Source organism: Conyzicola nivalis (genome assembly GCF_014639655.1).
GTDB classification, from domain to species: Bacteria; Actinomycetota; Actinomycetes; order Actinomycetales; family Microbacteriaceae; genus Conyzicola; species Conyzicola nivalis.
Window position 1 is genome coordinate 2,219,636 of sequence record NZ_BMGB01000001.1, and the last position, 22,899, is coordinate 2,242,534.

Below are 22,899 nucleotides of genomic sequence, written 5' to 3' on the forward strand. Positions count from 1 at the left end.
TAGCGACCGGACATCGTTGTCCGGTTCTAATATAGCTGGATGACTATTTCTCCGCGCGCCAACCGCGGGCCGAGCGCGGCACCCGAGAACCGGGCGGCGCTCATCGGGGCGGCGCGGATGATCTTCGCGACTCGGGGGCTCGACGCCCCGCTGAGCGCGGTCGCGAAAGAGGCCGGGGTCGGGCAGGGCAGCCTGTACCGGCACTTCCCCACCCGCTACAGCCTCGCGCTCGCGGTGTTCGAAGAGAACGCCGACGAGCTCGAAAGCATCGCCGCGCAGGAGGGCTCGACGCTGAGCGACGTGCTGCGGGCCATCACCGCGCAGGCGATCGTGTCGACCGCCTTCTTCGAGATGATCGAGATCGAGAAGACGGATGACGCGGGGCGGCACCTCATCGACCGGATCAGTTCCGTGGTCGAGTCGAAGCTGCCGGCGGCCCGCGCGGCCGGCCGGGTCGCCGACTGCATCACGACCGAGGACGTGCTGCTCGGCATCGCCATGCTCGCCGGCGCCCTCGCGAAGACGGTGCACGACGAGCGGCCGGCCGTGGCGACGCGCGTCTGGGTGCTGCTGCCGTTCGGGCCCGACTAGCGCCGGGTGCGCGCGGCTTGATGCGTGCGTGAGCCGGTTTCGGCGCGATGACGCGACCGCGGCGGGCTCATTTCGCCGGAAGCGGCTCGCGCCGACTGCCGGAGGGCGGCCCCGCCGCTCAGCGCCGTGACCTCCACAGCAGCCAGACGAAGTAGGGCGCGCCGACGACGGCGGTGAGCAGCCCGGCCGGCAGTTGTGCGGGGGCGATCGCGGTGCGTCCGAGGGTGTCGGCGACGCAGACCAGGATCGCCCCGAGAAGCGCCGACAGCGGCAGCACGGCCGAATGGCGCGCGCCGACGAGCGCCCGCGCGGCGTGCGGCGCGACCAGTCCGACGAAGCCGATCGATCCGACCGCCGCGACCGCCGCCGCGGTGAGCACGACGCTCACCGCGAGCAGCCCGAGCCGGGCGGGGGCGATGCGGATGCCGAGCACCCGCGGGGTGTCGTCGTCGAACGCGAGCAGGTCGAGCTCGCGGCGGGCGGATAGGAGCACCGGCAGGGCGAACACGAGCGCGATCGCGAGCGGCACGAGTTGCGGCAGGGTGCGTCCGTAGGTCGAGCCGGAGAGCCAGGTGAGCGCCTTCGCGCCGTTGTACGGGTCGGTCGCGATGATGAGCATGCTCACGCCCGCCGCGGCGGCCGCCGACACCCCGAGGCCGATGAGGATCAGCCGGTTGTTCGCGAACCCTCCGCGCGCGGCGAGTCCGAAGACGATGACCGCCGCGCCGACCGCGCCGATCAGGCCACCCCCGGTCACGGCGACGAAGCTCGCGACGGGCCAGAGGGTGATGACGAACACGGCACCGAGGCCGGCCCCGCCGGTGACCCCGAGGATCGCGGGTTCCGCCAGCGGGTTGCGCGACACCGCCTGCACGACCGCGCCGGCGAGGGCGAAGGCGGCACCGGCGAGGGCCGCGGCGAACACCCGCGGGGCGCGCGTACCGAGCACGAAGTCGACGATGGGTCCCGACTGACCGGTGACCCAGTTGACGAGGTCGCCGCCGAGCAGCTTGGTGTCGCCGAGCAACAGCGACGCGACGACGACCACCACGAGCAGGACGGCGGCTATGCCCGAGAGCGTGATCCGGCGGCGGGTGGAGACGGTGCGCGAGCTCACGAGACCGCGACCCGCGGCTTCGGATGACGCGCGCATCCGTAGCGCCAAGGCGACGAGGAAGACCGCGCCGAAGATGGTGGTCACGACGCCGGTGGGCACCTCGACCCCGGCCGCTCCGCCGAACACGAGGCGCAGCAGAACGTCGGCACCGAGCACCACGATCACACCGAGGATCGCGGCTGCGGGGATGAGCAGGATGTGCCGTTGCATCCCTGGCACCTTGGCGGCAATGAGCCGCGCGATGGCAGGGGCGGCGAGACCCACGAAGCCGATCGGCCCGGCCACGTTGACGGCCGCGGCCGAAAGCACGATCGCCACGAGCACGCCGATGAGCTGGGCGCGGCGCACGTTCACGCCGAGCACGCTCGCGGTGTCGTCGCCGAGGGCGAGCAGGTCGAACCGGCGAGCGAATAGCAACGCCAGCACGGCGCCGACCACGATCACGGGCCCGAAGGTCGAGACGACCGTCGATCCGTTCTGGCCGATGGTGCCCTGCCCCCAGGCATAGAGGCCGATCGTGCGCTCCGGGAACAACAGCAGCAGCACGGTCGTCGCCGAGCCGAGCGCGAGCGCGATGGCCGAACCGGCGAGAATGAGCCGGACCGTGCCGGTTTCGCGACCGGCGGACAGCGCCAGCACGAGGGCGGCCGCCGCGAGGCCGCCGACGAAGGCGACCGCACCACTGGCCAGCAGCGGCAGGCTGAGCCCGAACACGGAGAAGGCGACGACCGCGAAATAGGCGCCCGCGTTGACCGCCAGGGTGTCGGGCGAGGCCAGGATGTTGCGCGCCACCGTCTGCAACAGCACACCCGCGACACCGAGCGCGACGCCGACGATGACGCCGGCCATCAGGCGCGGAAGGCGCGAGGCGACCAGAATCGCGGTCGCCTGATCGTTGCCCGCTCCGGTGAGGGAGGCGAATAGATCGAGCGGCGAGACGTCGGCCGATCCTTGGGTGATGTGCACGGCGCCGAGAACGACGGCGAGCACAACTCCTAGAGCGAGAAGGGCGACGGCGCCGAAGCGGATCGGGGGAACCCGGTCCGCCAGGGCGCCGTCAGCGTTCTCAGGAGGTGAGAGAGTCGACGACCGAGTCAACGAAGAGGTCAATCGAGGCGGGTCCGCCGAACGGCCAGATGCCGTCCGTCAGCGTGTACACGTCGCCGCTCTGCACGAACGGCAGCGAGGTCCAGATCGGGTTGGCGGCCAGCTCGTTGCTGTACACGGTGCCCTCCTGCGACCCGAGCACGAGGTACTTCACGTCGGCGGGCAGGGCGGTGAGTCCCTCGACGTCGGTCTCGCCGAGGCCGTAGTTCTCGTCGCCCTCGCCCTCCCAGGCGCTGACGAGGCCGAGCTGCTCGGCCACGTCGGTGAGCAGCGCGCCCTGGTAGAACGGTCGGATGGTGATGGCGCCGTTGTAGGCGTACGCGTCGTTGAGCGCGATCGCGGTGCCGTCGAGTCCGGCCTCCTCGATCGCGGCCTTGCCCTCGGCGATCTTCGCGTCGAGGTCGGCGAGAAGCGTCTCCGCCTCGTCTTCGGTGCCGGTGAGTGTGGCGATGTCGCCCAGGTTCTTCTCCATCTGGCCGATCGCATCGCTGGCGTCGGCGCCGCGCAGAACGAGAACCGGGGCGATCTCCTCGATCTGCGTGATGGCCGTCTCGGCCAGGTCGTTGGTGACGACGACGAGGTCGGGGGCGAGGCCGGCGATAGCGTCGACGCTCGGCTCGCCACGCATGCCCACGTCGGTGACCGTGTCATCCACGGGCGCAGCCTGCACGTAGTCGGTGTAGCCGGCGATGTCCGAGATGCCGGTGGGCATCACACCGAGCGACACGAGGCTCTCGGCCGCGTTCCACTCGAGGGCGACGACCTTGGTCGCCGGGCCGTCGAGCTCGATCGTCTCTCCGCGGTCGTCGACGACGCTGACGGTGGCGGCGCCCGAGTCGGTCTCGGTCGTGTCTTCGGTGGTTCCGCAGCCGGTGAGCACGAGCGCTGATGCCGCGACGAGCGACAGGACGGCGAGGGGCGATGTCTTCATGGTTTCCTTTTGGTGAATGGGCGATGCTAAGAAGTTCGGATGACACGGGCGGCACTGTTGTGCCGTCCCCTGGCGCGCGCCGTCACGTGACCCGTGGCGTCGTCGGTCTCGACGTCGACGCGGATGCCGTACACGGCGCTGAGCGTGTCGGAGACCAATACCTGCTGCGGGGTGCCGCTCGCGAGCACCCGCCCGCCGTCGAGCAGCACGACCACGTCGGCGAGCGCCGCGGCCTGGTCGAGGTCGTGCAGCACGACGCCCACGGTCACGCCGTGCTCGTCGGCGAGGTCGCGGATGAGGTCGAGCAGCTCGACCTGGTAGCGCAGGTCGAGGTAGGTCGTCGGCTCGTCGAGCAGCAGCACGTCGGTGTCCTGGGCGAGGCAGCACGCCAGCCAGACCCGCTGCAGTTGTCCGCCCGAGAGCTGGTCGACCTGCTTGTCGGCGAGGTCGGCGACCCCGGTCATCTCCATGGCGCGCGCCACGGAAGCCGCGCCGTTCTCGTCGCCGCGGACCCACCGGCCGCGGTGCGGGTGGCGTCCGAACTCCACGAGTTCGCGAACGCAGAGGCCGCTCGGTGTCGGTCGGCTCTGGGCGAGCAGCGTGACCCTGCGTGCGAAGTCGCGGTGGCTGAGCGCGAAGGCGTCCACCGTGTCATCCGTCGACCCTGCCGTCGGAGTCAGCACGACGCTTCCGGAGTCGGGCTTGTGCAGCCGGGCGAGCGCGCGAAGCAGCGTGGACTTGCCGCTGCCGTTCGGTCCGACCAGTGCGGTGACCTGTCCCGGCGCGAGGCTGATGCTCGCCGCGTGCACGACGGGAGTGCCGTGGTACGAGAGGGTGAGATCGGAACCACGCATCAGGCCACTATAGGTGAGGCTTACCTTACATGCCACTTTCCTGAGAAGACTGCTCGGCGAACGCCCTTCATCATCTTGCGACCGGAGTCAATGCCACCAGCCCAAATGGTGTCGGGCGCGCTCAGCGCTCATCATTGTTCACTCGGGTGCTAGCCGCCGTCGAACCCCGGCGTCGATTGCCCCGGCGAATCGAAAGCGAGACAGCCGAATGTTCCGACTTCTCAAGTACGCCCCCATCATCATCCCCATGGTCTCCAAGGCCGTGAAGAGCCCGCAGGGCCAGCGCGCGCTGGCGAAGGTCAAGGCGAGCATTCAGGCCAAGCGCAACGGCTCCGCGGGCGGACGCCGCTAACCGTGTTCCTCCTCTTCGGATCCCGCGTATCGCAGCAGATCGTCAACGTGGTCGCGTTCGTGTGCGGTTATTGCAACGTCGACGCTCCGCAGCACGTGATCAAGTCGTCGAACAAGTTCACGCTGTTCTTCGTGCCGCTGTTCACCTTCTCGACCAAGTACCACAACGAGTGCACGAACTGCGGCGGGCGCACGGCGCTGACGCCCGAGCAGGTGCAGCACTCACTGCGGCTCGCCCGCAACTAGCCCGCTACAGCGTCGCGGCCGCTGGGTCCCACGATTCCGGCAGCGGCGCGGGCCGTTCGACCGCAGAGGTCAGCGCCACGGTGGACTGCGTCTCGGCCGCTCGCTCTACCGCGAGCAGCACGTCGAGAACGTGCAGCGCCAGGGCGCCGCTGGCCCGCTCGGGCTCGCCGCCGCGGATGGCACGGGCGAGGTCGAGCACACCGGAACCCCGGCCGTGGACGGATCCCGTCGCAGTGAGCACGGTCGGTTCGTCCGAGCCGAACCGCCAGAGCCGGGAGTCTCCCTCGAACTTGTTCGGGTCGGGCAGCACGATGGTGCCGTTGGTGCCGCTGATCTCGACGAAGCCCACGCGCCGCTGGGCGTCCTGGAAGCTGAAGGTCGACGACGCCGACTGCCCGCCCGCGAAGCCGATCAGCGCCGCATAGTGGGTGGGTACCTCCACCGCGAAGGTCGCGCCGGCTCGCGGCCCCGTGGCGATCGTGCGTTCGGAGTGTGAAGTCGACGAGACGGCGCTCACCCGGGCAGCAGCGCCGAACACGTGCACCAGGGTCGTCACGTAGTACGGTCCCATGTCGAAGAGTGGGCCGGCTCCCTTCGCGAACAGGAACTCGGGGTCGGGATGCCACGCGTTCGGTCCGCCCACCTGGAACAGCGTGGTCGCGGTGAGCGGCTCGCCGATGTCGCCGCGGGCGATCGCGCGGAGGGCCGACTGGATGCCCGCGCCGAGCACGGTATCCGGCGCACACGCGACCCGCAGCCCGGCCGCTCGGGCCGCCGCGAGAAGTTCGGCCCCCGACTCATGGTCGAGCGCGAGCGGCTTCTCGCTCCACACGTGTTTGCCCGCCGCGACGATCCGCCTGCCCACCTCCGCGTGGGCGGCAGGGATGGTGAGGTTGACGACGACCTCCACCTCGTCGTGGGCGAGCAGCTGGTCGACGCTGCCGTGGCCGGGCACCCCGAACGCCTCGGCCTGCGCCCGCGCGCGGTCGAGGTCGAGGTCGGCGACGAACAGCACGCGCAGGTCGGGGAAGGCCGAAAGAGTCGCGAGGTAGTGGCCGCTGATGTAGCCGGCGCCGATCACCCCGACGCCGACGGGACCGCCGGTCACGAGTCGTTCTCCTTCAGCCACGCGAACGACTGGGCGATGCCCTCGAACACGTCGCCGGCATAGGCGTCGAACTCGATGACCCGCGTGGCCTGCGGCGCGGCGGCGAGCGCCCCTGCGACGTCGACCGCGCCTCCGCCCGCGGGCCGTTGCAACGACGTGTCGTCGCTCAGTGCACCGTCCTTCACGTGGATGAACCTCACCCGGTCGCCGAGAGTGCGCAGCAGTGCGGGGGTGTCAGCCCCGCCCACCGACGCCCAGAAGGTGTCGATCTCGAGCACGACGGAATCGTCGAGGCGGTCGACGAAGCCGAGCAACGCGTGGCGTCCGTCGATCTGGTTCGCGAGCTCCCATTGGTGGTTGTGGTACCCGAACGCGAGGCCGAAGCCGGCGGCCCTGGCGGTCAGCTCGTTGACGCGGTCGGCGGTCTTCGCTACGTCGTCGGCCGATCGCCAGCGCTCGGTCGGCACCAGGGGGTCGATGACCGTGCCGATGCCGAGACGCACCGCCGCCTCGAAGTAGCGGTCCGGTTCATCCGAATCGATGACGGCCGCATGGCCGGACGGCGCCGAGATTCCGGAGGCGGAGAACGCCCGCTCGTAGTCGTCGACGCGCTCGGCGAAGCCGTACGGTTCGACGTTACGCAGTCCGATCTCGGCGAGTCTCGCGACGGCGCCCTGCAGGTCGGCGGCGATCGCGTCGCGCACGCTGTAGAGCTGGACAGATACGGTCGGGGTCATTCGATGCTCCCTCGTTCGATGGTCTGCCCAACACGATAGCGACGAGGCCGGGGCTCGGCCCGGCTAGTTTGCGGGGAGCAGTTCGGCCAGCAGTTTCTCGATGCGCGCCTTGATGTCGTCGCGGATCGGACGCACCTCCTCGATGGACTTGCCCTTGGGGTCGACGAGCTCCCAGTCTTCGTAGCGCTTGCCGGGGAAGATCGGGCAGACGTCGCCGCAGCCCATCGTGATGACGACGTCGGAGTCGCGCACCTGCTCGGTCGTCATCAGCTGCGGGAGCCCAACGCTGATGTCGATGCCCTCCTCGGCCATCGCCGCGATGGCCATCGGGTTGATCTGGTCTCCGGGCTCGGAACCACCGGAGCGCACCTCGACGGCGCCCCCGGAAAGGGCGCGCATGTAGCCGGCGGCCATCTGCGAACGTCCCGCGTTGTGGATGCAGACGAAGAGAACGGTGGGCTTGTCGGTCATGGGGGGCTTCCTCGCTATCGGTTACCAGAAGCATAGACGACGATCTATGGGTTGACTAGCGCGAGTCTGCGGGATTCAGATCGAGCGAGTGGAGAAGGTCGCGTACCCGGGCTTCGATGTCGTCTCGGATGTCACGGACCCGGGTCAGCGGAAGGCCCACCGGGTCTTCGAGGTCCCAGTCGAGGTAGCGACGGCCCGGGTAGACCGGGCAGGCATCGCCGCAGCCCATCGTGACCACGACGTCGGCTGCGCGCACGACGTCGTCGGTGAGCGGTTTCGGGTACTCGCCTCCGATCGGCACCCCGATCTCGTCGAGAGCGGAGATGATGACGGACCGCACGGCGCTCGCCGGCGCGGAACCGGCGGTGCGCACGCTGACCCTGTCTCCGGCGAGATGGCGGAGGATGCCGGCGGCCATCTGCGAGCGGCCCGCGTTCTGCACACAGACGAACAGCACCTCGGGCACGCCCTCCCCGTCGGGCAGGGCGGACGCGGCGAGCGCCGAGAGCCTGTCCGCCGCGAACCTCGACGTTAGCGACGGGAGATTGCGGGTGATGTGCGACTGATCCGCCAGCAGCCCGTGGCTCTCTCGAACGTAGCGCTCGACGGTTTCGGGCGCGAAGGTGCCGGCAAAGCGACCGGCGAGGTCGGCGGAGATCCGCTCGAGCACGTCGGGGGCGATCGCGGGCGGGAGCTCTGACCGCAGCACGTCCGTCACCCGGTCGATCTGCTCGGGGCTGACCGAGTACCAGACATTTCGACCCTCGGGCTCGCGTTCGAGCAATCCCTCGTCGAAGAGCGCCTTGACGTGGTGGCTCACTGTGGGTTGCCGCAACCCGAGTTCGACGGCCAGGTGACCGACGAGCGCACGCCCCTCCGCGCCCTCCAGAATGAGCGACATGATGCGCGCCCGCGTCGGATCCGCGAGCAATCGCAGCTCGGCGGTGGATCCTCCGGTAACCATAGATAGAAGTCTATGCGTGCGCGTTGTCGCGGCGCGAGTAGTGTCGTGCCTCGTGACCACACCTTCCGACGCGATCCCCGAGGTCGTCTCGCTGCGACAGACGAAGCGGGATACCGAGCCGAGTCCACTGGGTAAGTGGCTGCTGGCCAACAAGGTGGCGCCGGCCGGACCGGAGGCGGGCGAGAAGAACCAGACGCACTCGTGGTGGAAGGTGATGACGCTCACCGGCGTGGACTACTTCTCGACGCTGTCGTACCTGCCGGCGATCGCCGTACTCGCGGCAGGCGCGCTCTCCCCCGTCGCGACTCTGCTCATCGTGGTGCTCACGCTGTTCGGCATGCTCCCCATGTACCGCCGCGTCGCGAAGCAGAGCCCGCACGGCCAGGGCTCGGTGGCAATGCTCGAGAAGCTGCTTCCGTTCTGGCGGGGGAAGATCTTCGTCCTCGTGCTGCTCGGCTTCGTCGCGACATCCTGGATCATCACCATCACGCTGTCCAGTGCCGACGCGACCGTGCACCTGCTCGAGAACCCGTTCGTGCCCGAGGCGCTGCGCGGCGCGAACGTGATCGTCACCGTGATTCTGCTGCTCGTTCTCGGCGGCGTCTTCCTGCTCGGCTTCAACGAGGCCGTCAACGTCGCCATTCCGCTCGTCGCGGTCTTCCTTCTACTGAACGCCATCGTGATCGGCGTCTCGATCGCGGCCATCGTCGCCGAACCGGGCAGTCTGCAGAACTGGCTCGAGCGGCTGACCGCCAGCAGCGGTAACTTCGGCGACGTCGCGAGAACCGCGGTCTTCGCGTTTCCCCTGCTCGTGCTGGGGCTCTCCGGTTTTGAGACCGGCGTGAGCATGATGCCGCTCGTCAAGTCCGACGGCTTCACCGAGTTCCAGGTGCTCGCGTCGCGCGTGCGCAACACCCGCAAACTGCTCACCACGGCGGCGGTCATCATGAGCGCCTACTTGCTCGCCACCAGCGTCGTCACCACGGTGCTCATCCCCGCGGAGGAGTTCGAGGAGGGCGGGGAGGCCAACGGCCGCGCCCTCGCCTACCTTGCGCACCTCTATCTCGGGGAAGGCTTCGGCACCGTCTACGACATCAGCAGCGTGCTCATCCTCTGGTTCGCCGGGGCCTCGGCGATGGCGGGACTGATCAACATCGTCCCCCGGTACCTGCCGTCGTACGGCATGGCGCCGGAGTGGAGCAAGGCCATCCGGCCGGTCGTGCTCGTCTACACCGGCATCAGCATCATCATCACGATCGCCTTCAACGCCGACGTCAACGCGCAGGCCGGAGCGTATGCGACCGGCATCCTCGCCATGATGGTGTCCGGGGCGGTCGCGGTCACCATCGCGGCGGTGCGCAAGCGCGAACGCCGCGCCACTTTCGGCTTCTCGGTGCTCACCGCGGTGCTGATCTACGCGCTGCTCGCGAACGTGATCGAGAAGCCCGACGGTATCGCCATCTCGAGCCTGTTCATCGCCGGCATCATCACGGTCTCGATCATCTCGCGCGCGTATCGCGCCACCGAGCTGCGCGTCGAGCGGGTGGAGTTCAACGCGACTGCACGGCGGCTTATCGCCGAGGCCCTCTCCGTCGACGGTCAGCTGAACCTCATCGCCAACCGCCGCCAGACCGGGCACGCCGACGAATACGCCGAGAAGGAGGCCTCGCAGCGGGGCATGAACCCCGTGCCGTCCACCTCGAAGGTGCTCTTCCTCGAGGTGGACGTGGTCGACCCGTCGACGTTCCGCCAGACGCTCAACGTGCGCGGTGTCGAAGTGGGCGAGTTCCTGATCCTCCGCATCGACAGCGCGGTGGTGCCCAACACCATCGCCGCCACCCTGCTCGCGCTGCAGGAGGCGACGGGAGTGCGGCCCCAGTGCCATTTCGAGTGGGCTGAGGGCAATCCGATCGCGTACCTGTTCAAGTACCTACTGCTGGGCCGGGGCGACACCGCGCCGCTCGTGCGCGAGATTCTGCGCGAGGCGGAGAAGGACCCGAAGCAGCGCCCCGGAATCCACGTCGGCGGCTGATCGCTCAGACCTTGATGTCGTGCGGCAGGGTGACCCGAGGCACGGGATGACCTCGAGATCGCCCTCGACGAGCCAGCGCCTACCAGGCGACGGGGCCGTCGTCGTCGGTGAAGGTGCCGGTGGGTCCGTCGGCGTCGATCGTCGCCATGCGCACCGCGGACGCAGCTCCTTCGGCGGGAGTGCGAACGCCCCTGTGGTTGTTCAGGTCGGTCGCGACGAAGCCGGGGCAGACGGCGTTCACCAGGATGCGTTCCCCGATCAGGTCGCGGGCGTACATCATGGTGACGGCCGTGAGCGCGGTCTTGGAAGGAACGTATCCGAGCGCGATCGGGTCGGTGTTCGCGAAGTCGGAGATGGCGGTCAAGGAGCCAGCGCTGCTGGAGACGTTCACGATGCGCGGAACGGTCGACCGACGTAGTAACGGCAGGAAGGCGCTGGTGACCGTGATGACCCCGAACACGTTCGTCTCGAAAACGAAGCGCACGTGCTCGACGTCGGCGGACCGAGGCGACTGGCCGGCGAAGTCCGCTCCAGGCCGGTGGCTGATGCCGGCGTTGTTGATCAGGGCGTCGAGGCGACCGAACCGGCGGCGGATCGTGTCGGCGGCGGCGTGAACGGAAGCGGTGTCGGTGACGTCGAGGGCGACAGCGGTGACGTCGCCGCCGGCCGCGCGCAGCTCCGCGGCCGCGACCTCGCCTCGCTCGAGGCTCCGCGCGCCGATGACGACGGTGTGACCGAGGTCTGCGAGCTGGGCGGCGATTTCGCGCCCGATTCCTTTGTTGCCCCCGGTGACGAGGGCGATCATGGGGTCGTTCATGTTGTGGGGTAATCCTTCGATGTACGCGTTGGTGGGCGCCTTTTGGCGCTCGTCCCAGCCTGCCCCTCGAAAACCAGATTATGAATAATCAGACATCCGTTTTTTATGCTCTATAGTCCAGTTATGCCCGCCGATCGCCTCTCCCAGATCCTCGACCTCATCGAGGTCAAAAGCGTCGTCTCCGGCGGATCCGCGGTGCGCGGGCGTTGGCGTACTGACAGCCGCATCGCCGACGACCTCAAGTTCATCGCGGTCGTACGGGGTAGCGCGCGACTGGACACCGACGGTCTGGCCGAGCCGATCGAGTTGCGGCAGGGAGACGTCGCGGTCTTGAACGGCCGCTCGCGGCTGACCCTCGAGGGTGGCATCGGTGACGAGACGCCGACGCTGGTGGAGCCGCCCGCGTCGGGATCGGCGATCGACGACCGCGAAGCGAACGCGGACGATGCCGACGTGCTCATCGGCGGCCGCGTGGAACTGAACGCGACGGGTCGGCACCTGCTGCTTCGGGCGCTGCCCCCGGTACTGCACGTCGGACAGGCGAGCTCGGTCGGACCCCAACTGCGGGGTCACGTGCAACGGTTGTTCGAAGAGATCCTGTCGAACCGCGTCGGTTCCGACTTCGCGATCCGACAGTACGGTCAGCTTCTGGTGCTCGACGTCGTGCGCGGGTTCATGCACGACGGGGACATGCCCGCCGGCTGGCTGAAGCTTCTCGCCGACGAACGCCTCCGCCCCGCGCTCGCACTGATCCACGAGCAACCCGGCAAAGCGTGGAGCCTGGAGGACCTCGCGAGCGCGTCGTCCATGTCCCGCTCCACGTTCGCCCTCAGGTTCCGCCAGACCGCCGGCACTCCCCCGCTGTCGTACCTCATCGATTGGCGCATGCTGATCGCCCAGAAGGCGCTCCGCGCGGCGGACACCCGCATCCGCCCGCTCGCGCTCGAACTCGGCTATTCCTCTGAGAGCGCGTTCAGTACGGCGTTCAAGCGGCACGTCGGGGAGTCCCCGCTCAGTTTTCGAGCGGGCGCGGCCAGGCGAAAACCCTCACCGCCCGAGGCCTGACGGCGTGCGGGTGAGGTCGCGAAGTCGGAAACGCAAAAACCCGCTAGATCTAGGCGATCTAGCGGGTTTGAAGTGCGGAGACGGAGGGATTTGAACCCTCGGTACCCGTTAGGGTACTCCACCTTAGCAGGGTGGTGCACTAGGCCGAACTATGCGACGTCTCCCTAGTTGTTCGTCAGCAATCATAGCCAATTGCGGCGACCGGTTTGTACGCGGCCCCACAATGGCCCACGCGCGTGGCCCGATTACTTACCCGAGAACGACTTCGAGCAGGTGTAGTCGGCAGCCGTCTGCCCCGTGATGTCGAGGGTCTCCACGGGAGCGGCCGTCGCTGTGGCGGCAGCCGACGGGTCGGCGGTCGCGGCCGGGTCCGGCGTAGCCGGATCGGCCACGGGCGCGTTGGGGTCGATGGTCGACCCCTTGTCGTCGCCGACCGCGGCGAGGGCGAACGGCGTATCCGACTTGATCAGGTCGAACAGCTCCTGAGCCTTCGCCTTCACCGGCGCGACCTTGCCCGAGTAGACGCCGTCGGCTCCGGTGGTGCCCGGGTACTGCACGAACGTCACCGACTCCAGCGGGATGTCTTTGAGGGCGAGCGCGATCGACGCGAGAGTGTCGAGGTTCGAGAAGCCCTGCGACAGCGTCATGTTCGCCGTCGCGGCCTTGGCCAGGTTGTAGATCTTCAGCGGGTCGCCGAGCGTCTCGCTGCTCTTGAGCGTGCGCACCAGCGACGACAGGTAGACCTGCTGCGAAGAAATGCGGGTGAGGTCGCTGCCGTCGCCCACGCCGTGGCGGGTGCGCAGGAAGGCGAGCGCGTCGGCGCCGCTCAGCGTGTAGGTGCCGGCGGCGGGAAGGTTGAGTCCGGTGTAGCGGTCCTTGATCGGCGCGTCCACGCAGACGTCGACTCCACCGACGGCGTCGGACATCTGGATGACACCGTTGAAGGTGATGAGGCCCGCGAACTGGATGTCGAGCCCGGTGAGCGCCTGGACGGTCAGCACGGTGCAGGGAAGTCCGCCGTAGTAGAGCGTCTCGTTGATGGGGCGCGCCGACATCGCCGAGTTCGTTCCGGTGCCGTCGGCCTGCGGGCATGACGGGATCGGCACGACGAGGTCGCGGGGGAAGCTCACGGCGACCGCGTTGGTCTGGTCTTCGGAGACGTGCAGCAGCATGGTGACGTCGTTGAGGTTTGCGTCGCCTCGTCCGTCGCATCCGGAATCGTCTTCGCACTTGTCGCTACCGACGATGAGAATGTTGAATCCGCCATCGAACGCACCGATGCTCGGCGGCGGACCCTCGGTCTCGCCGACGAGGGAGACGGTGGTGATGGAGTCTTTGATCTGGGAGAAGACCAGTGCGCCGACGGATGCTCCGCTGACGAGAACCACGACGAGGGCGGCGCCCACGAACTTGAGTATGGTCGGCCACGGGCTCGACTTTTTGAGGCGGCCGTGACGGGCGATCCCGGCCGCGGTAGCCGACCTGTTTGATCGAGGACGAAGGTCACTCATCTCAGATCCCTTCGGTAATAGAACGGGGTGAAGACATAGACGCGGAGGGCGTGGGATTCGAACCCACGAATGCTTTCACATCACCAGTTTTCAAGACTGGCTCCATCGGCCGCTCGGACAGCCCTCCAGGAGAAACCAAGTCCCGAGTGTAACCGACCGGCAACCTTCAACCCTGAATATAAGCCTGCGGCGCGGTAAACCCGGTCACAACGTCTCGAGAACCCGGGCGACGCCCGCGTTCAGATCGGTCTCGGTGGTTTCGTTCGCCGCGGCGACGACCTCGGCCGGCGCCTGTCCCATCGCGACACCACGGCCCTCGGCGGACGCCCATTCGAGCATCTCGATATCGTTGCGTCCGTCGCCGACCGCCATCACGCGCGAGCGAGGGATGTCGAGCAACGCGCGCACCCGCTCGAGCGCGGTCGACTTGTTGACGCCGTCGGGCGCGATGTCGAGCCAGGCGGTCCAGCCGACGTTGTAGCTCACCTTGTGCAGGCCCATGCGCTCGACGACGGAGAGGAAGTCTTCGATGTCGTGTTCGGGCGAGATCACCACGACGCGGGTCGCCTCGTGGGTGAGCAGCTCCTCGAACTCGACCTTCACGCTCGAGGCGCCGAGCGTGCCGTCGGGGAAGAAGCCGGTGAAGCGGTACAGCCCGGTCTCGTCTTCCACGGCGTAGTGCGCGGCGGAGAGGTTCGACTTGATGGTCGACAGCACCTCCCCCGGGTTGAAGGTCTCGACGAAGTGGCGGGAGTAGCCGGCGGGTGCGTCGGCGTCGCGCTTCAGGGTGATCGCGCCGTTGGAGCAGACCAGGTAGTCGGGCGTGATGCCGAGCCGGTCGAGCACGGGCAGGGTCATCGCGACCGAACGCCCCGTCGCGAGCATCACCTCGTGGCCGATCGCGCTAGTGCGCGTGACCTGTTCGAGCACGTCGTCGCCGAGCGTTCCGTCCTCGTGCAGAACGGTGCCGTCGATGTCGAGCGCGACCAGCCAGCGGTCGGACGTCATCGCCTGGTCGGGCGTCATCGGTCGACCGGCTCGAAGATCTCGAGTCCGCCGAGGTAGGGGCGCAGCGCCTCGGGCACCACGACCGAGCCGTCGGCCTTCTGGTGCGTCTCGAGGATCGCCACCAGCCAACGGGTGGTGGCGAGCGTGCCGTTGAGGGTCGAGACCGGCGTGGTCTTGCCGTTCTCGCCCCGGAACCGGATGTCGAGGCGGCGCGCCTGGTACGTGGTGCAGTTGCTCGTCGAGGTGAGCTCGCGGTACGTGCCCTGGGTGGGAACCCAGGCCTCGATGTCGAACTTGCGGGCGGCGCTCGAGCCGAGGTCGCCGGCTGCCACGTCGATCACGCGGTAGCTGAGCCCGCAGGCCTGCAGCATCGACTCCTGGAATCCGACGAGCTTGTCGTGCTCGGCCTCGGCGAGGTCGGGGTGCACGTAGCTGAACATCTCCAGCTTGTTGAACTGGTGCACGCGGAGGATGCCGCGGTTGTCCTTGCCCGCGGAACCGGCCTCGCGGCGGTAGCAGGTGCTCCAGCCTGCGTAGCGCAGCGGCCCGTCGCTCAGGTCGAGGATCTCGTCGGAGTGGTATCCGGCGAGCGCCACCTCGCTCGTGCCGGTGAGGTAGAGGTCGTCGGCCGGCAGGTAGTAGATCTCGTCGGCGTGCTCGCCGAGGAAGCCGGTGCCCGCCATGATCTCGGGCCGCACGAGCGTGGGCGTGATCAGCGGCACGAAGTCTTCGGCGAGCGCCTTGTCGAGCGCCATGTTCATCAGCGCCAGCTCGAGGCGGGCGCCGACGCCGCGCAGGAAGTAGAAGCGGCTGCCGCTCACCTTGGTGCCGCGGGTGATATCGATCGCCTTGAGCATCTCGCCGAGTTCGGCGTGGTCGCGCGGCTCGAAGTCGAAGCTCGCCTTCTCGCCCACCTCGCGGAGGGTGGTGAAGTTCTCTTCGCCGCCGGCGGGCACGCCGTCGATGATGGGGTTGGCGATCGCGCCGACGGTGCGCGTGAACTGCGCCTCGGCCTCGACCGTCGCCTGCTGGGCCACCTTGACTCGCGCCGCCAGTTCCTGAGCCTGGGCGACCAGCGCACGCTTCTCGTCTTTCGGGGCCGCGGCGACCGTCTTTCCGAACACGTTCTGCTCGGCGCGGAGGTTCTCGAACTCGCCGATCGACTCGCGGCGGCGGGAATCGGCGGCGACCGCGTCATCCACCAGAGAGACAGACGCACCGCGCGCCTCCTGCGAACGACGGAGGATTTCGGGGTTTTCGCGCAGAATCTGTGGATCAATCACCCGGCCAGTCTAGTTTGCGCGCGATTCCAAACGGCATCGGCAGCGTTGCCGTACGGTGAGAGCCGTGCCCACCCCGAAGCGATCGCCGAACCGACGCGCGGCGGTCATCTACAACCCGCTCAAGGTAGACATCCTTGCCCTCGAAACGGTGGTGGCCTCGGCCGCCAAGGAGGCCGGCTGGCGCCGCACCCTGTGGTTCGCGACGACCGTGGAGGACGCCGGCCAGCTTCTCGTCGCCGAGGCGATCAGGCGCGGCGCGACCATGGTGATGGCCGCGGGCGGCGACGGCACGGTGCGCGCCGTGGCCGAGGGGCTACGCGACACCGGCGTCGCGATGGCGCTGCTTCCCTCCGGCACGGGCAACCTGCTGGCCCGCAACCTCGACATCCCGTTCGGCAACCTCGCCGAGACCGTCGCCACGGCCTTCACCGGCGTCGACCGCACAATCGACCTCGGGCTCGCGTCGATCGTGCGCGACAACGGCGACGTCGAAGAGCACGTGTTCCTCGTGATGGCCGGCCTCGGGCTCGACGCGAAGATGATCGCGAAGACCAGCCCGAAGCTCAAGAAGGCGGTCGGTTGGCTCGCCTACGTCGACGCCATCGGCCGGTCGCTCCCCGAAATCAAGCCGGTGAAGCTGCGTGTGAGCATCGACGGCGAGACGGAGCGCAGCGTCAACGTGCACACCATCATCATCGGCAACTGCGGCAAGCTTCCCGGCGGCATCCTGCTCATCCCCGACGCCCGGCCCGACGACGGCATTCTCGACTTCGTGGCGCTGCGTCCGCGCGGGCCGTTCGGCTGGCTCAATGTGTGGAACAAGTTGGCGTGGGAGAACGGTGTGCTGCGCAAGAGCGCGCTCGGCCGCCGCATCATCGACCTGTCACGCGACGTGAAGGACGTCGTGTACCTCAGGGGCAAAGACCTGCGGATGACCGTGGAGACACCGCAGCAGTTCCAGCTCGACGGCGACGAGTTCGGCGAGGCGAAGTCGGTGCACTCCTGGGTCGACCCCGGCGCGCTGACCGTGCGGGTGCCCGCCGGTTCGTTCTAGTTCATCAACCCGTTCAGCCACTCCCGCGCCTCGAGGAAGCTGTCGTCTCCGTAGCGCGTCGACACCTCGATCGCCAGTTTGTCGGCGCGCGGGTAGCTGCCGAGGAAGATCACATTGGGGCTGAATCGCTTGAGCCCGAGCAGCGCGTCGGCCACGCGTTCGTCGTGGATGTGGCCGTCGAGGTCGATGATGAACCGGTAGCGTCCGAGGGCGTCGCCGATCGGACGCGACTCGATCAGGCTCATGTTGACCCCGCGGGTGGCGAACTGCTCGAGCATCTCGAGCAGGCGTCCGGCCTTGTCGTCGGGAAGCTCGGCGATGATGCTGGTCTTGTCGGAGCCGGTGCGGTCGGGCACAGCGACCGTGCGGCTCACCAGCACGAACCGGGTGACGGCGTTCGGGTTGTCTCCGATCTCGGTCGCGAGCACGTCGAGGTCGTAGTGCTTGGTGATGCCGGGGGGCGCGACCGCCGCGTTGGCGTGGTCGTGCAGCAGCAGGTTCGCGGCCGCCGCCACGTTCGAGCTCGCCGGGATGTGGCCGTGGCCGGGCAGGTTCTTGTCGAGCCAGAGGTGCGTCTGGCCGTAGGCGACAGGATGCGCGTTGACGATGGATACGTCGGCGAGCGTCGTTCCCGGGCGGGCCACCAGAACGAAGTTGACGGGAACCAGGTACTCGCCCACGATGCGCAGGTCGGGGATGGTGGCCAGCGCGTCCTGCGTCGCGCTCACGCCGCCCTCGATCGAGTTCTCGATGGCGATCATGGCGGCGATGCTGCGCCCGGCGACCACGTCGTTCAGAGCCTCACCCACGTTGTTCACCGGGCGCCAGTTCTTGCCCTGCGCCGCGGTGACCTGCGCGAGCGCCGCCTCGGTAAACGTGCCGGCCGGGCCGAGATAGCTGTAGGTCTCGTCGGGGGCGTGGGCGTCAGCGGGCATGCTGACGAGTTTAGGGTGCCGCGCCCGCGACCCGCCTCAGTAGTCCTGTCCGGCGACGCACACGCTCTGCACGGTGAACTTCACGGTGCCCTCCTTGTTCTCGAGGGTCATCCGTCGTATCGGGGAGTCCGGGGTGCCGACCACCTCGACGTCGCCGGCTTCGGTGGTTGCCTGGTCGGAGACGAAGCCCTGAGCGAGCCAGGCGTCGCGCGCCCGAGCGAATCCGCCCCGCAGGTCGTCGACGAGAAACCACACTTCGAACATCACGGCCCCGCCCGCGAGATTGCCGCAGCCCCCGATCGACACCGGGAAGCTCGTCGTGCCCGCGGGGATCACGGGATCGTCGATAGGCCCGACCGCGGCGATGGTGCCGTCGACCTGCGCTTGGCTCGCCGCTGTGATGTCGGCGGCGGTGAAAAGGGTCGATGCCTCTTCGGGCGGCGGCGGCTCGACGAGCGCTGGCAAGGGTGTCTCCGACGGGATCGGGTCTGCGGGTGAGGCCGGATAGTGCGACGGAGTCGGCGGACTATCCGCCCTATCCCGGGTCGGCGAGAGGCCCGAAGCGCCGAACACGGTCAGGATGAACAGCACAGCGACCAACACCAGTGCCGCCTCGACCGGGGGTTCGGCGTTCTTACGCGCTCCGAGCCAGGCCCCGACGGAGAGCAACACAGCGGCGGTCGGGGCGACCACAACGAGGGCGACAAGGGCGGCCGTCAGCTCGGGACCGCGCGGTGGGCCGTCCCAGCTCCACCAGAACGGGTCGGCCAGCAGCACGATCGACAGGATGAGGGCGGCGATTCCGACCACGAAACCGAGCAGCAGCACGCGCCATGCCCAGCGCTCGCGCACCGGAACGGCCGGGTCCCGCACGAGCGCGTCGATATTGCGCCATGCGATGCGGGCCGCCACTCCGCCAGCGATCGGTGTCACGATCCACAGCAGCACAAGTTCTAGACCGGGAACGGGCGCGTACAGGACCGCCGCAGTCGCGATCGCTCCCGCGGAACCGAGCGCGGCGCCGCAGGATGCCGCGGTCTTGCGCCCTCGCGCTGTCAGCCGGGGCAGGCGCGTGGCGGCCATCAGCACCACGACGGCAACGGCGGCACCCGCCAGACCCGCGCCCGCTCCGACGACGGCGCCGACGAACGCCGCCGGAATTGTTAGAAGCGCGGCGAAGAACACAACGTAGAGTCCGCTGGAGAACGCCGACATCACGCCGCCGACGACCACCGCCAGTGAGCCGCCCGCGAGTCCGCAGACAGAGCCGAGAAGAATGCCGCGCACCAGGGTCCGTGACGGGGCGACCCGCGTCGGGCCGCTCGTGATCGTCATCTCCCTACGGTATCTGCGGGGTGGACACCGGGCATCCATCGCGATGATGACCCGCGCACCCTGTCGGACGACATGCGCGCCGGATCTCCTTGAAGCCCGATCACTCTCAGCAGTACCCTGACCTCAGTGAACCTTTCTTTCTCTCTGTGACCCAGAGGCCCTTCAGCGACACCAGTTCGCTCCTCCGTCGAGGGGTGGTGATTTCGTGCGCCGGAAAAGGAGCTCCCAGCGGAGCTCCCCGCACCCCGGCCCCCGTCGAAACCACACGAGAAAGACCTTCCCACAATGACGTCCATCGACCCTTCCGACGCGACCGCTGACGACCGCTCAACTCTTCGCGCGAAGTGCGCCGACTGCTTCGCACTCTGCTGCACCGCCTTCGGGTTCCAGAGATCCGCCGATTTCCCGATCGACAAGCCGGCGGGCACCCCTTGCCTGAATCTGGCAGACGATTTCTCCTGCTCCATCCACGAGTCCCTGCGGACGCGAGGCTTTCGCGGATGCACCGTCTTCGATTGCTTCGGTGCGGGCCAATATGTGTCGCAGGACATCTTCGGTGGAACGAGCTGGAGAGAGCGTCCCGACAGCAGCGCCGAGATGTTCACAACCTTCGCCGTCGTGCGGCAGCTGCACGAGATGCTCTGGTACCTCGTCGAGGCCGCCGAGCGCGCGACGACCACCGAAGCCTCGGAGTCGGCGGCCCAGCTCAGAAGCGAGATCCTGCGGATCCTCCACGGTGACGTATCGGAAGTCCTCGCGTCCGACGTCGAGAGCATCCGCACGAACGTGCGGCGAGCATTGATCGAAGTAAGCGAGGAGGCACGCGGCGGCTATGACACCGCTGCCCACGCCGACCTGCGCCCCTCAGCAGACCTGGTCGGCCGCGACCTGCGCTCGATTCGTCTCTGCGGAGCCGATCTCCGGGGCGCGTACCTCATCGCCGCTGACCTGCGGCACGCCGACCTCGCGGGCGTCGACTTGCTGGGTGCGGACCTACGCGACGCGCGGCTCGGAGGCGCCGACCTATCGAAAGCGCTTTTCCTCACGCAAGCGCAGATCGCGGCGGCCCGGGGCGACTACACCACCGTCCTTCCTGCCGCTCTCGAACGCCCGCCACACTGGCAGAAGAGCTAGCCGATCCGTCGAACGGTGGTTCAGTTCGTGCTGAATACCAACGCGAACTGAAGCACCGTTTTCTTCCGATCCAGGGTTCTCGAGCCGTGACTCCCCACCACGTTCCGCACCTGTTAACCTGCCCACCTGGCGACTCGACGGTTGGGGGGCACACAGGCATGTGCAGTCGTAATCTGGTCTTATGCCCGTCGTTCACGATCTCCTCTCCATCGGAGAGGTCAGTGCGCGCACTGGCCTCAGCGTCGATACGCTCCGCTTCTACGAGCGTCAGGGCCTCTTTCCGCCTCCCCAGCGCAGTGCGGGGGGTCGCCGCGGTTTCTCGTCTGACGACCTCGCCTGGATCGGCATCTGTCAACGCTTGCGCGCTTCAGGGATGCCCTTGCCCGAGATCGCCCGCTATGCCGAGATGGTGAGGGCTGGCGCCGGCAACGAGGGCGAGCGCTTGAAGTTGCTGCAGCATCACGAAGAAGAGGTGAGGGCCAAAATGGCTGCTCTGAATGACGCTCTCGAGCTGATTTCCGCGAAGGTAGCCGCCTATACCGAGGCAGTTTCGATCGGAACCGCGAGTGAGATCTTCGTCCGTGCCGACGAAGACGACGCCTACTTCGCGGCCAGAGGCCTAAGCGTAAAACACCGGACTGACTTGAGTTCCTAGATATCTCCATCGCCGAGCTTGACCTGAAGTCGACTTCAGGTTTTACGGTTGCAGAAGTGGCCCTCGTACGCCCGCATTGAGCGTCGAGAAGAGCGCCATCATCAACAACCGTAAGGAAAACCATGTCTAATTTCATCGAGCCCGATGACACCCGCTACGAGGAGCGCTCGCGTGCGCTCGTACAGATTGGCCGCGATGCCATCGCTCAGGAAAACCCCGCCGTCTTGCGGGAGTACTTCAGCGAAGATTTCACGTTCCACGGCCCCGGTGTCGAACTCGACTTCGCGGGCCTCGAAGTGTTCTTCTCGCAGATGCGGGCGGCGTTCAGCGGCTTCTACTGCGAACGTTACGAGATCGTCTCATCCGGATCCCTCGTCGGATGCCGCACGGAGATGGGCGGCACCTTCGACGGGCCGTTCGAGCCGTCGCCGTACGGCACGATCCAGCCACACGGCGGAAAGTTCACGCTGGCGCTGATCAACATGTTCCGCTACGACGACGACGGCAAACTCGCCGAGGAGTGGGTGCAGTACGACAACCTCGAGACGATGCGCCAGCTCGGCGTCGAACTCGCACCCCGCTCGTGATGCCCGGCCTGACCATCGATCCAGAACTCTTCGCCTCGCTCGGTGCTTTTATGAGCGAGAACCCCGCAGAGGCGCGCGAACCCGGAGACTTGCTGGCGTTCCGCGCAGCGACCACGGAGATGTACGCGGCATTTACCGAGTCTCTTCCAATGCCTCCAGAAGTCGAACACCGCGTATTGACGACCGAGTCGGCTGATGAGGCCTCGGTGGATCTTCACTGGTTCTCGCCGTCCACCCCCGCGGCGGGGGCAACCGCCGCAGTCGTGCATGCGCACGGAGGCGGCCGGGTCGCCGGCGCCGTATCGATGTTCGCGCCGTTCATCGCGCAGTTCGTCGCCAGTTCGGGCGTGCCCTTCCTCTCCGTCGAGTACCGCCTCGCACCCGAGTTTCCCGGGTCGAAGGCTGGTGAAGACGTGTTCGCGGGCCTGATGTGGCTCGTCGGGCACGCGGAGACCCTCGGAGTCGATCCCGCCCGGATCGCGGTCATGGGCGAAAGCGCGGGCGGTGGCCTCGCCGCTTCGGCGGCGATCATGGCCCGGTCGGCGGGTGTGCGGTTGGCGCGACAGATCCTGATCTATCCCCAGCTGGACGACCGCACGGTAGATCCCGATCCCGCGCTCGCGCCGGTGGTTGGAAGCATGTACTCGGACAACCGGGCGCAATGGGATGGCGTGCTCGGCGATGCCCGCGGCTCTGCAGACGTGCCGGCGACTATTGCGGCGGCCCGATTGACCGATTTCGCCGCACTGGCGCCCGCTTATCTCGAGGTCGGATCCCTGGACATCTTCCGTGACGAAACAACCGCTTACGCGCAAAAACTGTGGAAAGCCGGGGTGGATGCGGAACTTCACGTTCTTCCCGGCCTGATACACGGCTGGGACCACCTTCCGCCATTTATCGGCATCCATGAAGGCGTATACGCCCGACGGGTAGCCGTCCTGCGGGCTCTATAGCGGTTCCCTCGGCAGCGCCGAGCGCAGGCGCGTCGCTCGTCCGGTCCTGAACT

General features: G+C 67.9%; 23 protein-coding genes and 2 tRNA genes. 10 read left to right on the plus strand and 15 right to left on the minus strand.

The features are described from left to right. Positions 1 to 39 precede the first annotated feature (39 nt). Positions 40 to 591, plus strand: coding sequence for a helix-turn-helix domain-containing protein (locus IEV96_RS16760; RefSeq protein WP_188510649.1), 552 nt, complete (start codon positions 40 to 42; stop codon positions 589 to 591). Positions 592 to 709: 118 nt separating this feature from the next. Here the strand turns inward: IEV96_RS16760 and IEV96_RS11065 are convergent, their stop codons facing one another. Genes IEV96_RS11065 through IEV96_RS11075 form a run of 3 tightly spaced genes read right to left on the minus strand, consistent with a single transcriptional unit; the run spans position 710 to position 4,600 of the window. After that, on the minus strand, positions 710 to 2,806 hold the full coding sequence (locus IEV96_RS11065; RefSeq protein ID WP_373282441.1) for an iron ABC transporter permease: 2,097 nt from the start codon (positions 2,804 to 2,806) through the stop codon (positions 710 to 712). Continuing rightward, complete coding sequence (locus IEV96_RS11070; protein WP_188510650.1) at positions 2,775 to 3,746, minus strand: ABC transporter substrate-binding protein; 972 nt, start codon at positions 3,744 to 3,746, stop codon at positions 2,775 to 2,777. The genes IEV96_RS11065 and IEV96_RS11070 overlap by 32 nt, the downstream gene beginning before the upstream one ends. Positions 3,747 to 3,772: 26 nt before the next feature. Continuing rightward, the gene (locus IEV96_RS11075) at positions 3,773 to 4,600 is read right to left on the minus strand and encodes an ABC transporter ATP-binding protein (RefSeq protein WP_188510651.1); all 828 of its coding nucleotides are present in this window, start codon (positions 4,598 to 4,600) and stop codon (positions 3,773 to 3,775) included. A 208-nt stretch (positions 4,601 to 4,808) separates the two neighbouring features. Here IEV96_RS11075 and IEV96_RS11080 point away from each other — a divergent pair, with 208 nt between their 5' ends. Together IEV96_RS11080 and IEV96_RS11085 are read left to right on the plus strand one after the other, a co-directional pair. Further along, positions 4,809 to 4,952, plus strand: coding sequence for a hypothetical protein (locus IEV96_RS11080; protein WP_188510652.1), 144 nt, complete (start codon positions 4,809 to 4,811; stop codon positions 4,950 to 4,952). Between the two features lie 2 nt (positions 4,953 to 4,954). Further along, positions 4,955 to 5,197, plus strand: a complete 243-nt coding sequence (locus IEV96_RS11085) for a zinc-ribbon domain-containing protein (RefSeq protein ID WP_229733256.1) — start codon at positions 4,955 to 4,957, stop codon at positions 5,195 to 5,197. A 4-nt stretch (positions 5,198 to 5,201) separates the two neighbouring features. Here IEV96_RS11085 and IEV96_RS11090 read toward each other — a convergent pair whose 3' ends face one another. The 4 genes from IEV96_RS11090 to IEV96_RS11105 all read right to left on the minus strand — a co-directional run bounded on the left by IEV96_RS11090 (position 5,202) and on the right by IEV96_RS11105 (position 8,477). Then, positions 5,202 to 6,305, minus strand: a complete 1,104-nt coding sequence (locus tag IEV96_RS11090) for a Gfo/Idh/MocA family protein (protein ID WP_188510653.1) — start codon at positions 6,303 to 6,305, stop codon at positions 5,202 to 5,204. Beyond that, positions 6,302 to 7,042, minus strand: coding sequence for a sugar phosphate isomerase/epimerase family protein (locus IEV96_RS11095; RefSeq protein WP_188510654.1), 741 nt, complete (start codon positions 7,040 to 7,042; stop codon positions 6,302 to 6,304). The genes IEV96_RS11090 and IEV96_RS11095 overlap by 4 nt, the downstream gene beginning before the upstream one ends. A 63-nt stretch (positions 7,043 to 7,105) precedes the next feature. Next, positions 7,106 to 7,513 carry an arsenate reductase ArsC gene (locus tag IEV96_RS11100; protein WP_188510655.1) on the minus strand — a complete coding sequence of 136 codons (408 nt, stop codon included), beginning with the start codon at positions 7,511 to 7,513 and terminating at the stop codon, positions 7,106 to 7,108. Between the two features lie 55 nt (positions 7,514 to 7,568). Beyond that, positions 7,569 to 8,477, minus strand: coding sequence for a metalloregulator ArsR/SmtB family transcription factor (locus tag IEV96_RS11105; protein WP_188510656.1), 909 nt, complete (start codon positions 8,475 to 8,477; stop codon positions 7,569 to 7,571). A 52-nt stretch (positions 8,478 to 8,529) separates the two neighbouring features. Here IEV96_RS11105 and IEV96_RS11110 point away from each other — a divergent pair, with 52 nt between their 5' ends. Continuing rightward, complete coding sequence (locus IEV96_RS11110) at positions 8,530 to 10,509, plus strand: APC family permease (protein ID WP_188510657.1); 1,980 nt, start codon at positions 8,530 to 8,532, stop codon at positions 10,507 to 10,509. Positions 10,510 to 10,588: 79 nt separating this feature from the next. On the opposite strand, the gene IEV96_RS11115 is transcribed toward IEV96_RS11110, so the two are convergent. After that, a complete protein-coding gene (locus IEV96_RS11115) occupies positions 10,589 to 11,326 on the minus strand; it encodes an SDR family oxidoreductase (protein WP_188510658.1) in 738 nt (245 codons plus the stop codon). Between the two features lie 123 nt (positions 11,327 to 11,449). On the opposite strand from IEV96_RS11115, the gene IEV96_RS11120 reads away from it, so the two are divergent. Then, complete coding sequence (locus IEV96_RS11120; protein WP_188510659.1) at positions 11,450 to 12,391, plus strand: AraC family transcriptional regulator; 942 nt, start codon at positions 11,450 to 11,452, stop codon at positions 12,389 to 12,391. A gap of 75 nt (positions 12,392 to 12,466) precedes the next feature. Here IEV96_RS11120 and IEV96_RS11125 read toward each other — a convergent pair. The 5 genes from IEV96_RS11125 to serS all read right to left on the minus strand — a co-directional run bounded on the left by IEV96_RS11125 (position 12,467) and on the right by serS (position 16,193). Then, positions 12,467 to 12,555: transfer RNA gene (locus tag IEV96_RS11125), tRNA-Ser, on the minus strand. A gap of 81 nt (positions 12,556 to 12,636) precedes the next feature. Further along, positions 12,637 to 13,902, minus strand: coding sequence for an LCP family protein (locus tag IEV96_RS11130; protein WP_188510660.1), 1,266 nt, complete (start codon positions 13,900 to 13,902; stop codon positions 12,637 to 12,639). 42 nt (positions 13,903 to 13,944) lie between these two features. Further along, positions 13,945 to 14,029: transfer RNA gene (locus IEV96_RS11135), tRNA-Ser, on the minus strand. 77 nt (positions 14,030 to 14,106) lie between these two features. Continuing rightward, the gene (locus IEV96_RS11140; protein WP_188510661.1) at positions 14,107 to 14,928 is read right to left on the minus strand and encodes an HAD family hydrolase; all 822 of its coding nucleotides are present in this window, start codon (positions 14,926 to 14,928) and stop codon (positions 14,107 to 14,109) included. Next, a complete protein-coding gene (serS, locus tag IEV96_RS11145) occupies positions 14,925 to 16,193 on the minus strand; it encodes a serine--tRNA ligase (protein ID WP_188510662.1) in 1,269 nt (422 codons plus the stop codon). The genes IEV96_RS11140 and serS overlap by 4 nt, the downstream gene beginning before the upstream one ends. 64 nt (positions 16,194 to 16,257) lie before the next feature. Between serS and IEV96_RS11150 the strand changes: the two genes are divergently transcribed. After that, complete coding sequence (locus IEV96_RS11150) at positions 16,258 to 17,247, plus strand: diacylglycerol/lipid kinase family protein (protein ID WP_188510663.1); 990 nt, start codon at positions 16,258 to 16,260, stop codon at positions 17,245 to 17,247. On the opposite strand, the gene pheA is transcribed toward IEV96_RS11150, so the two are convergent. Together pheA and IEV96_RS11160 are read right to left on the minus strand one after the other, a co-directional pair. Then, positions 17,244 to 18,182 carry a prephenate dehydratase gene (gene pheA, locus IEV96_RS11155; RefSeq protein ID WP_188510664.1) on the minus strand — a complete coding sequence of 313 codons (939 nt, stop codon included), beginning with the start codon at positions 18,180 to 18,182 and terminating at the stop codon, positions 17,244 to 17,246. The genes IEV96_RS11150 and pheA overlap by 4 nt on opposite strands. 36 nt (positions 18,183 to 18,218) lie before the next feature. Continuing rightward, positions 18,219 to 19,517 carry a hypothetical protein gene (locus IEV96_RS11160; protein ID WP_188510665.1) on the minus strand — a complete coding sequence of 433 codons (1,299 nt, stop codon included), beginning with the start codon at positions 19,515 to 19,517 and terminating at the stop codon, positions 18,219 to 18,221. Between the two features lie 285 nt (positions 19,518 to 19,802). On the opposite strand from IEV96_RS11160, the gene IEV96_RS11165 reads away from it, so the two are divergent. The 4 genes from IEV96_RS11165 to IEV96_RS11180 all read left to right on the plus strand — a co-directional run bounded on the left by IEV96_RS11165 (position 19,803) and on the right by IEV96_RS11180 (position 22,846). Next, positions 19,803 to 20,651 carry a pentapeptide repeat-containing protein gene (locus IEV96_RS11165; RefSeq protein WP_188510666.1) on the plus strand — a complete coding sequence of 283 codons (849 nt, stop codon included), beginning with the start codon at positions 19,803 to 19,805 and terminating at the stop codon, positions 20,649 to 20,651. A gap of 181 nt (positions 20,652 to 20,832) precedes the next feature. After that, positions 20,833 to 21,306: a MerR family transcriptional regulator gene (locus IEV96_RS11170; protein ID WP_188510667.1), complete on the plus strand. Its 474-nt coding sequence runs from the start codon at positions 20,833 to 20,835 to the stop codon at positions 21,304 to 21,306. A 122-nt stretch (positions 21,307 to 21,428) separates the two neighbouring features. Beyond that, on the plus strand, positions 21,429 to 21,893 hold the full coding sequence (locus tag IEV96_RS11175) for an ester cyclase (RefSeq protein ID WP_188510668.1): 465 nt from the start codon (positions 21,429 to 21,431) through the stop codon (positions 21,891 to 21,893). Further along, a complete protein-coding gene (locus IEV96_RS11180; protein WP_188510669.1) occupies positions 21,893 to 22,846 on the plus strand; it encodes an alpha/beta hydrolase fold domain-containing protein in 954 nt (317 codons plus the stop codon). The genes IEV96_RS11175 and IEV96_RS11180 overlap by 1 nt, the downstream gene beginning before the upstream one ends. Positions 22,847 to 22,899: the final 53 nt, after the last annotated feature.

Excerpts from the sequence above, each read along its gene's own strand:
- IEV96_RS11105 (WP_188510656.1), bottom strand. The coding sequence starts at position 8,477 with ATGGTTACCGGAGGATCCACCGCCGAGCTGCGATTGCTCGCGGATCCG.
- IEV96_RS11070 (WP_188510650.1), bottom strand. The coding sequence starts at position 3,746 with ATGAAGACATCGCCCCTCGCCGTCCTGTCGCTCGTCGCGGCATCAGCG.
- IEV96_RS11130 (WP_188510660.1), bottom strand. The coding sequence starts at position 13,902 with ATGAGTGACCTTCGTCCTCGATCAAACAGGTCGGCTACCGCGGCCGGG.
- IEV96_RS11170 (WP_188510667.1), top strand. The coding sequence starts at position 20,833 with ATGCCCGTCGTTCACGATCTCCTCTCCATCGGAGAGGTCAGTGCGCGC.
- IEV96_RS11115 (WP_188510658.1), bottom strand. The coding sequence starts at position 11,326 with ATGAACGACCCCATGATCGCCCTCGTCACCGGGGGCAACAAAGGAATC.
- IEV96_RS11100 (WP_188510655.1), bottom strand. The coding sequence starts at position 7,513 with ATGACCGACAAGCCCACCGTTCTCTTCGTCTGCATCCACAACGCGGGA.
- IEV96_RS11175 (WP_188510668.1), top strand. The coding sequence starts at position 21,429 with ATGTCTAATTTCATCGAGCCCGATGACACCCGCTACGAGGAGCGCTCG.
- pheA (WP_188510664.1), bottom strand. The coding sequence starts at position 18,182 with ATGCCCGCTGACGCCCACGCCCCCGACGAGACCTACAGCTATCTCGGC.
- IEV96_RS11180 (WP_188510669.1), top strand. The coding sequence starts at position 21,893 with ATGCCCGGCCTGACCATCGATCCAGAACTCTTCGCCTCGCTCGGTGCT.
- IEV96_RS11165 (WP_188510666.1), top strand. The coding sequence starts at position 19,803 with ATGACGTCCATCGACCCTTCCGACGCGACCGCTGACGACCGCTCAACT.
- IEV96_RS11075 (WP_188510651.1), bottom strand. The coding sequence starts at position 4,600 with ATGCGTGGTTCCGATCTCACCCTCTCGTACCACGGCACTCCCGTCGTG.
- IEV96_RS11095 (WP_188510654.1), bottom strand. The coding sequence starts at position 7,042 with ATGACCCCGACCGTATCTGTCCAGCTCTACAGCGTGCGCGACGCGATC.
- IEV96_RS11120 (WP_188510659.1), top strand. The coding sequence starts at position 11,450 with ATGCCCGCCGATCGCCTCTCCCAGATCCTCGACCTCATCGAGGTCAAA.
- IEV96_RS11140 (WP_188510661.1), bottom strand. The coding sequence starts at position 14,928 with ATGACGCCCGACCAGGCGATGACGTCCGACCGCTGGCTGGTCGCGCTC.
- IEV96_RS11160 (WP_188510665.1), bottom strand. The coding sequence starts at position 19,517 with ATGACGATCACGAGCGGCCCGACGCGGGTCGCCCCGTCACGGACCCTG.
- IEV96_RS16760 (WP_188510649.1), top strand. The coding sequence starts at position 40 with ATGACTATTTCTCCGCGCGCCAACCGCGGGCCGAGCGCGGCACCCGAG.
- IEV96_RS11080 (WP_188510652.1), top strand. The coding sequence starts at position 4,809 with ATGTTCCGACTTCTCAAGTACGCCCCCATCATCATCCCCATGGTCTCC.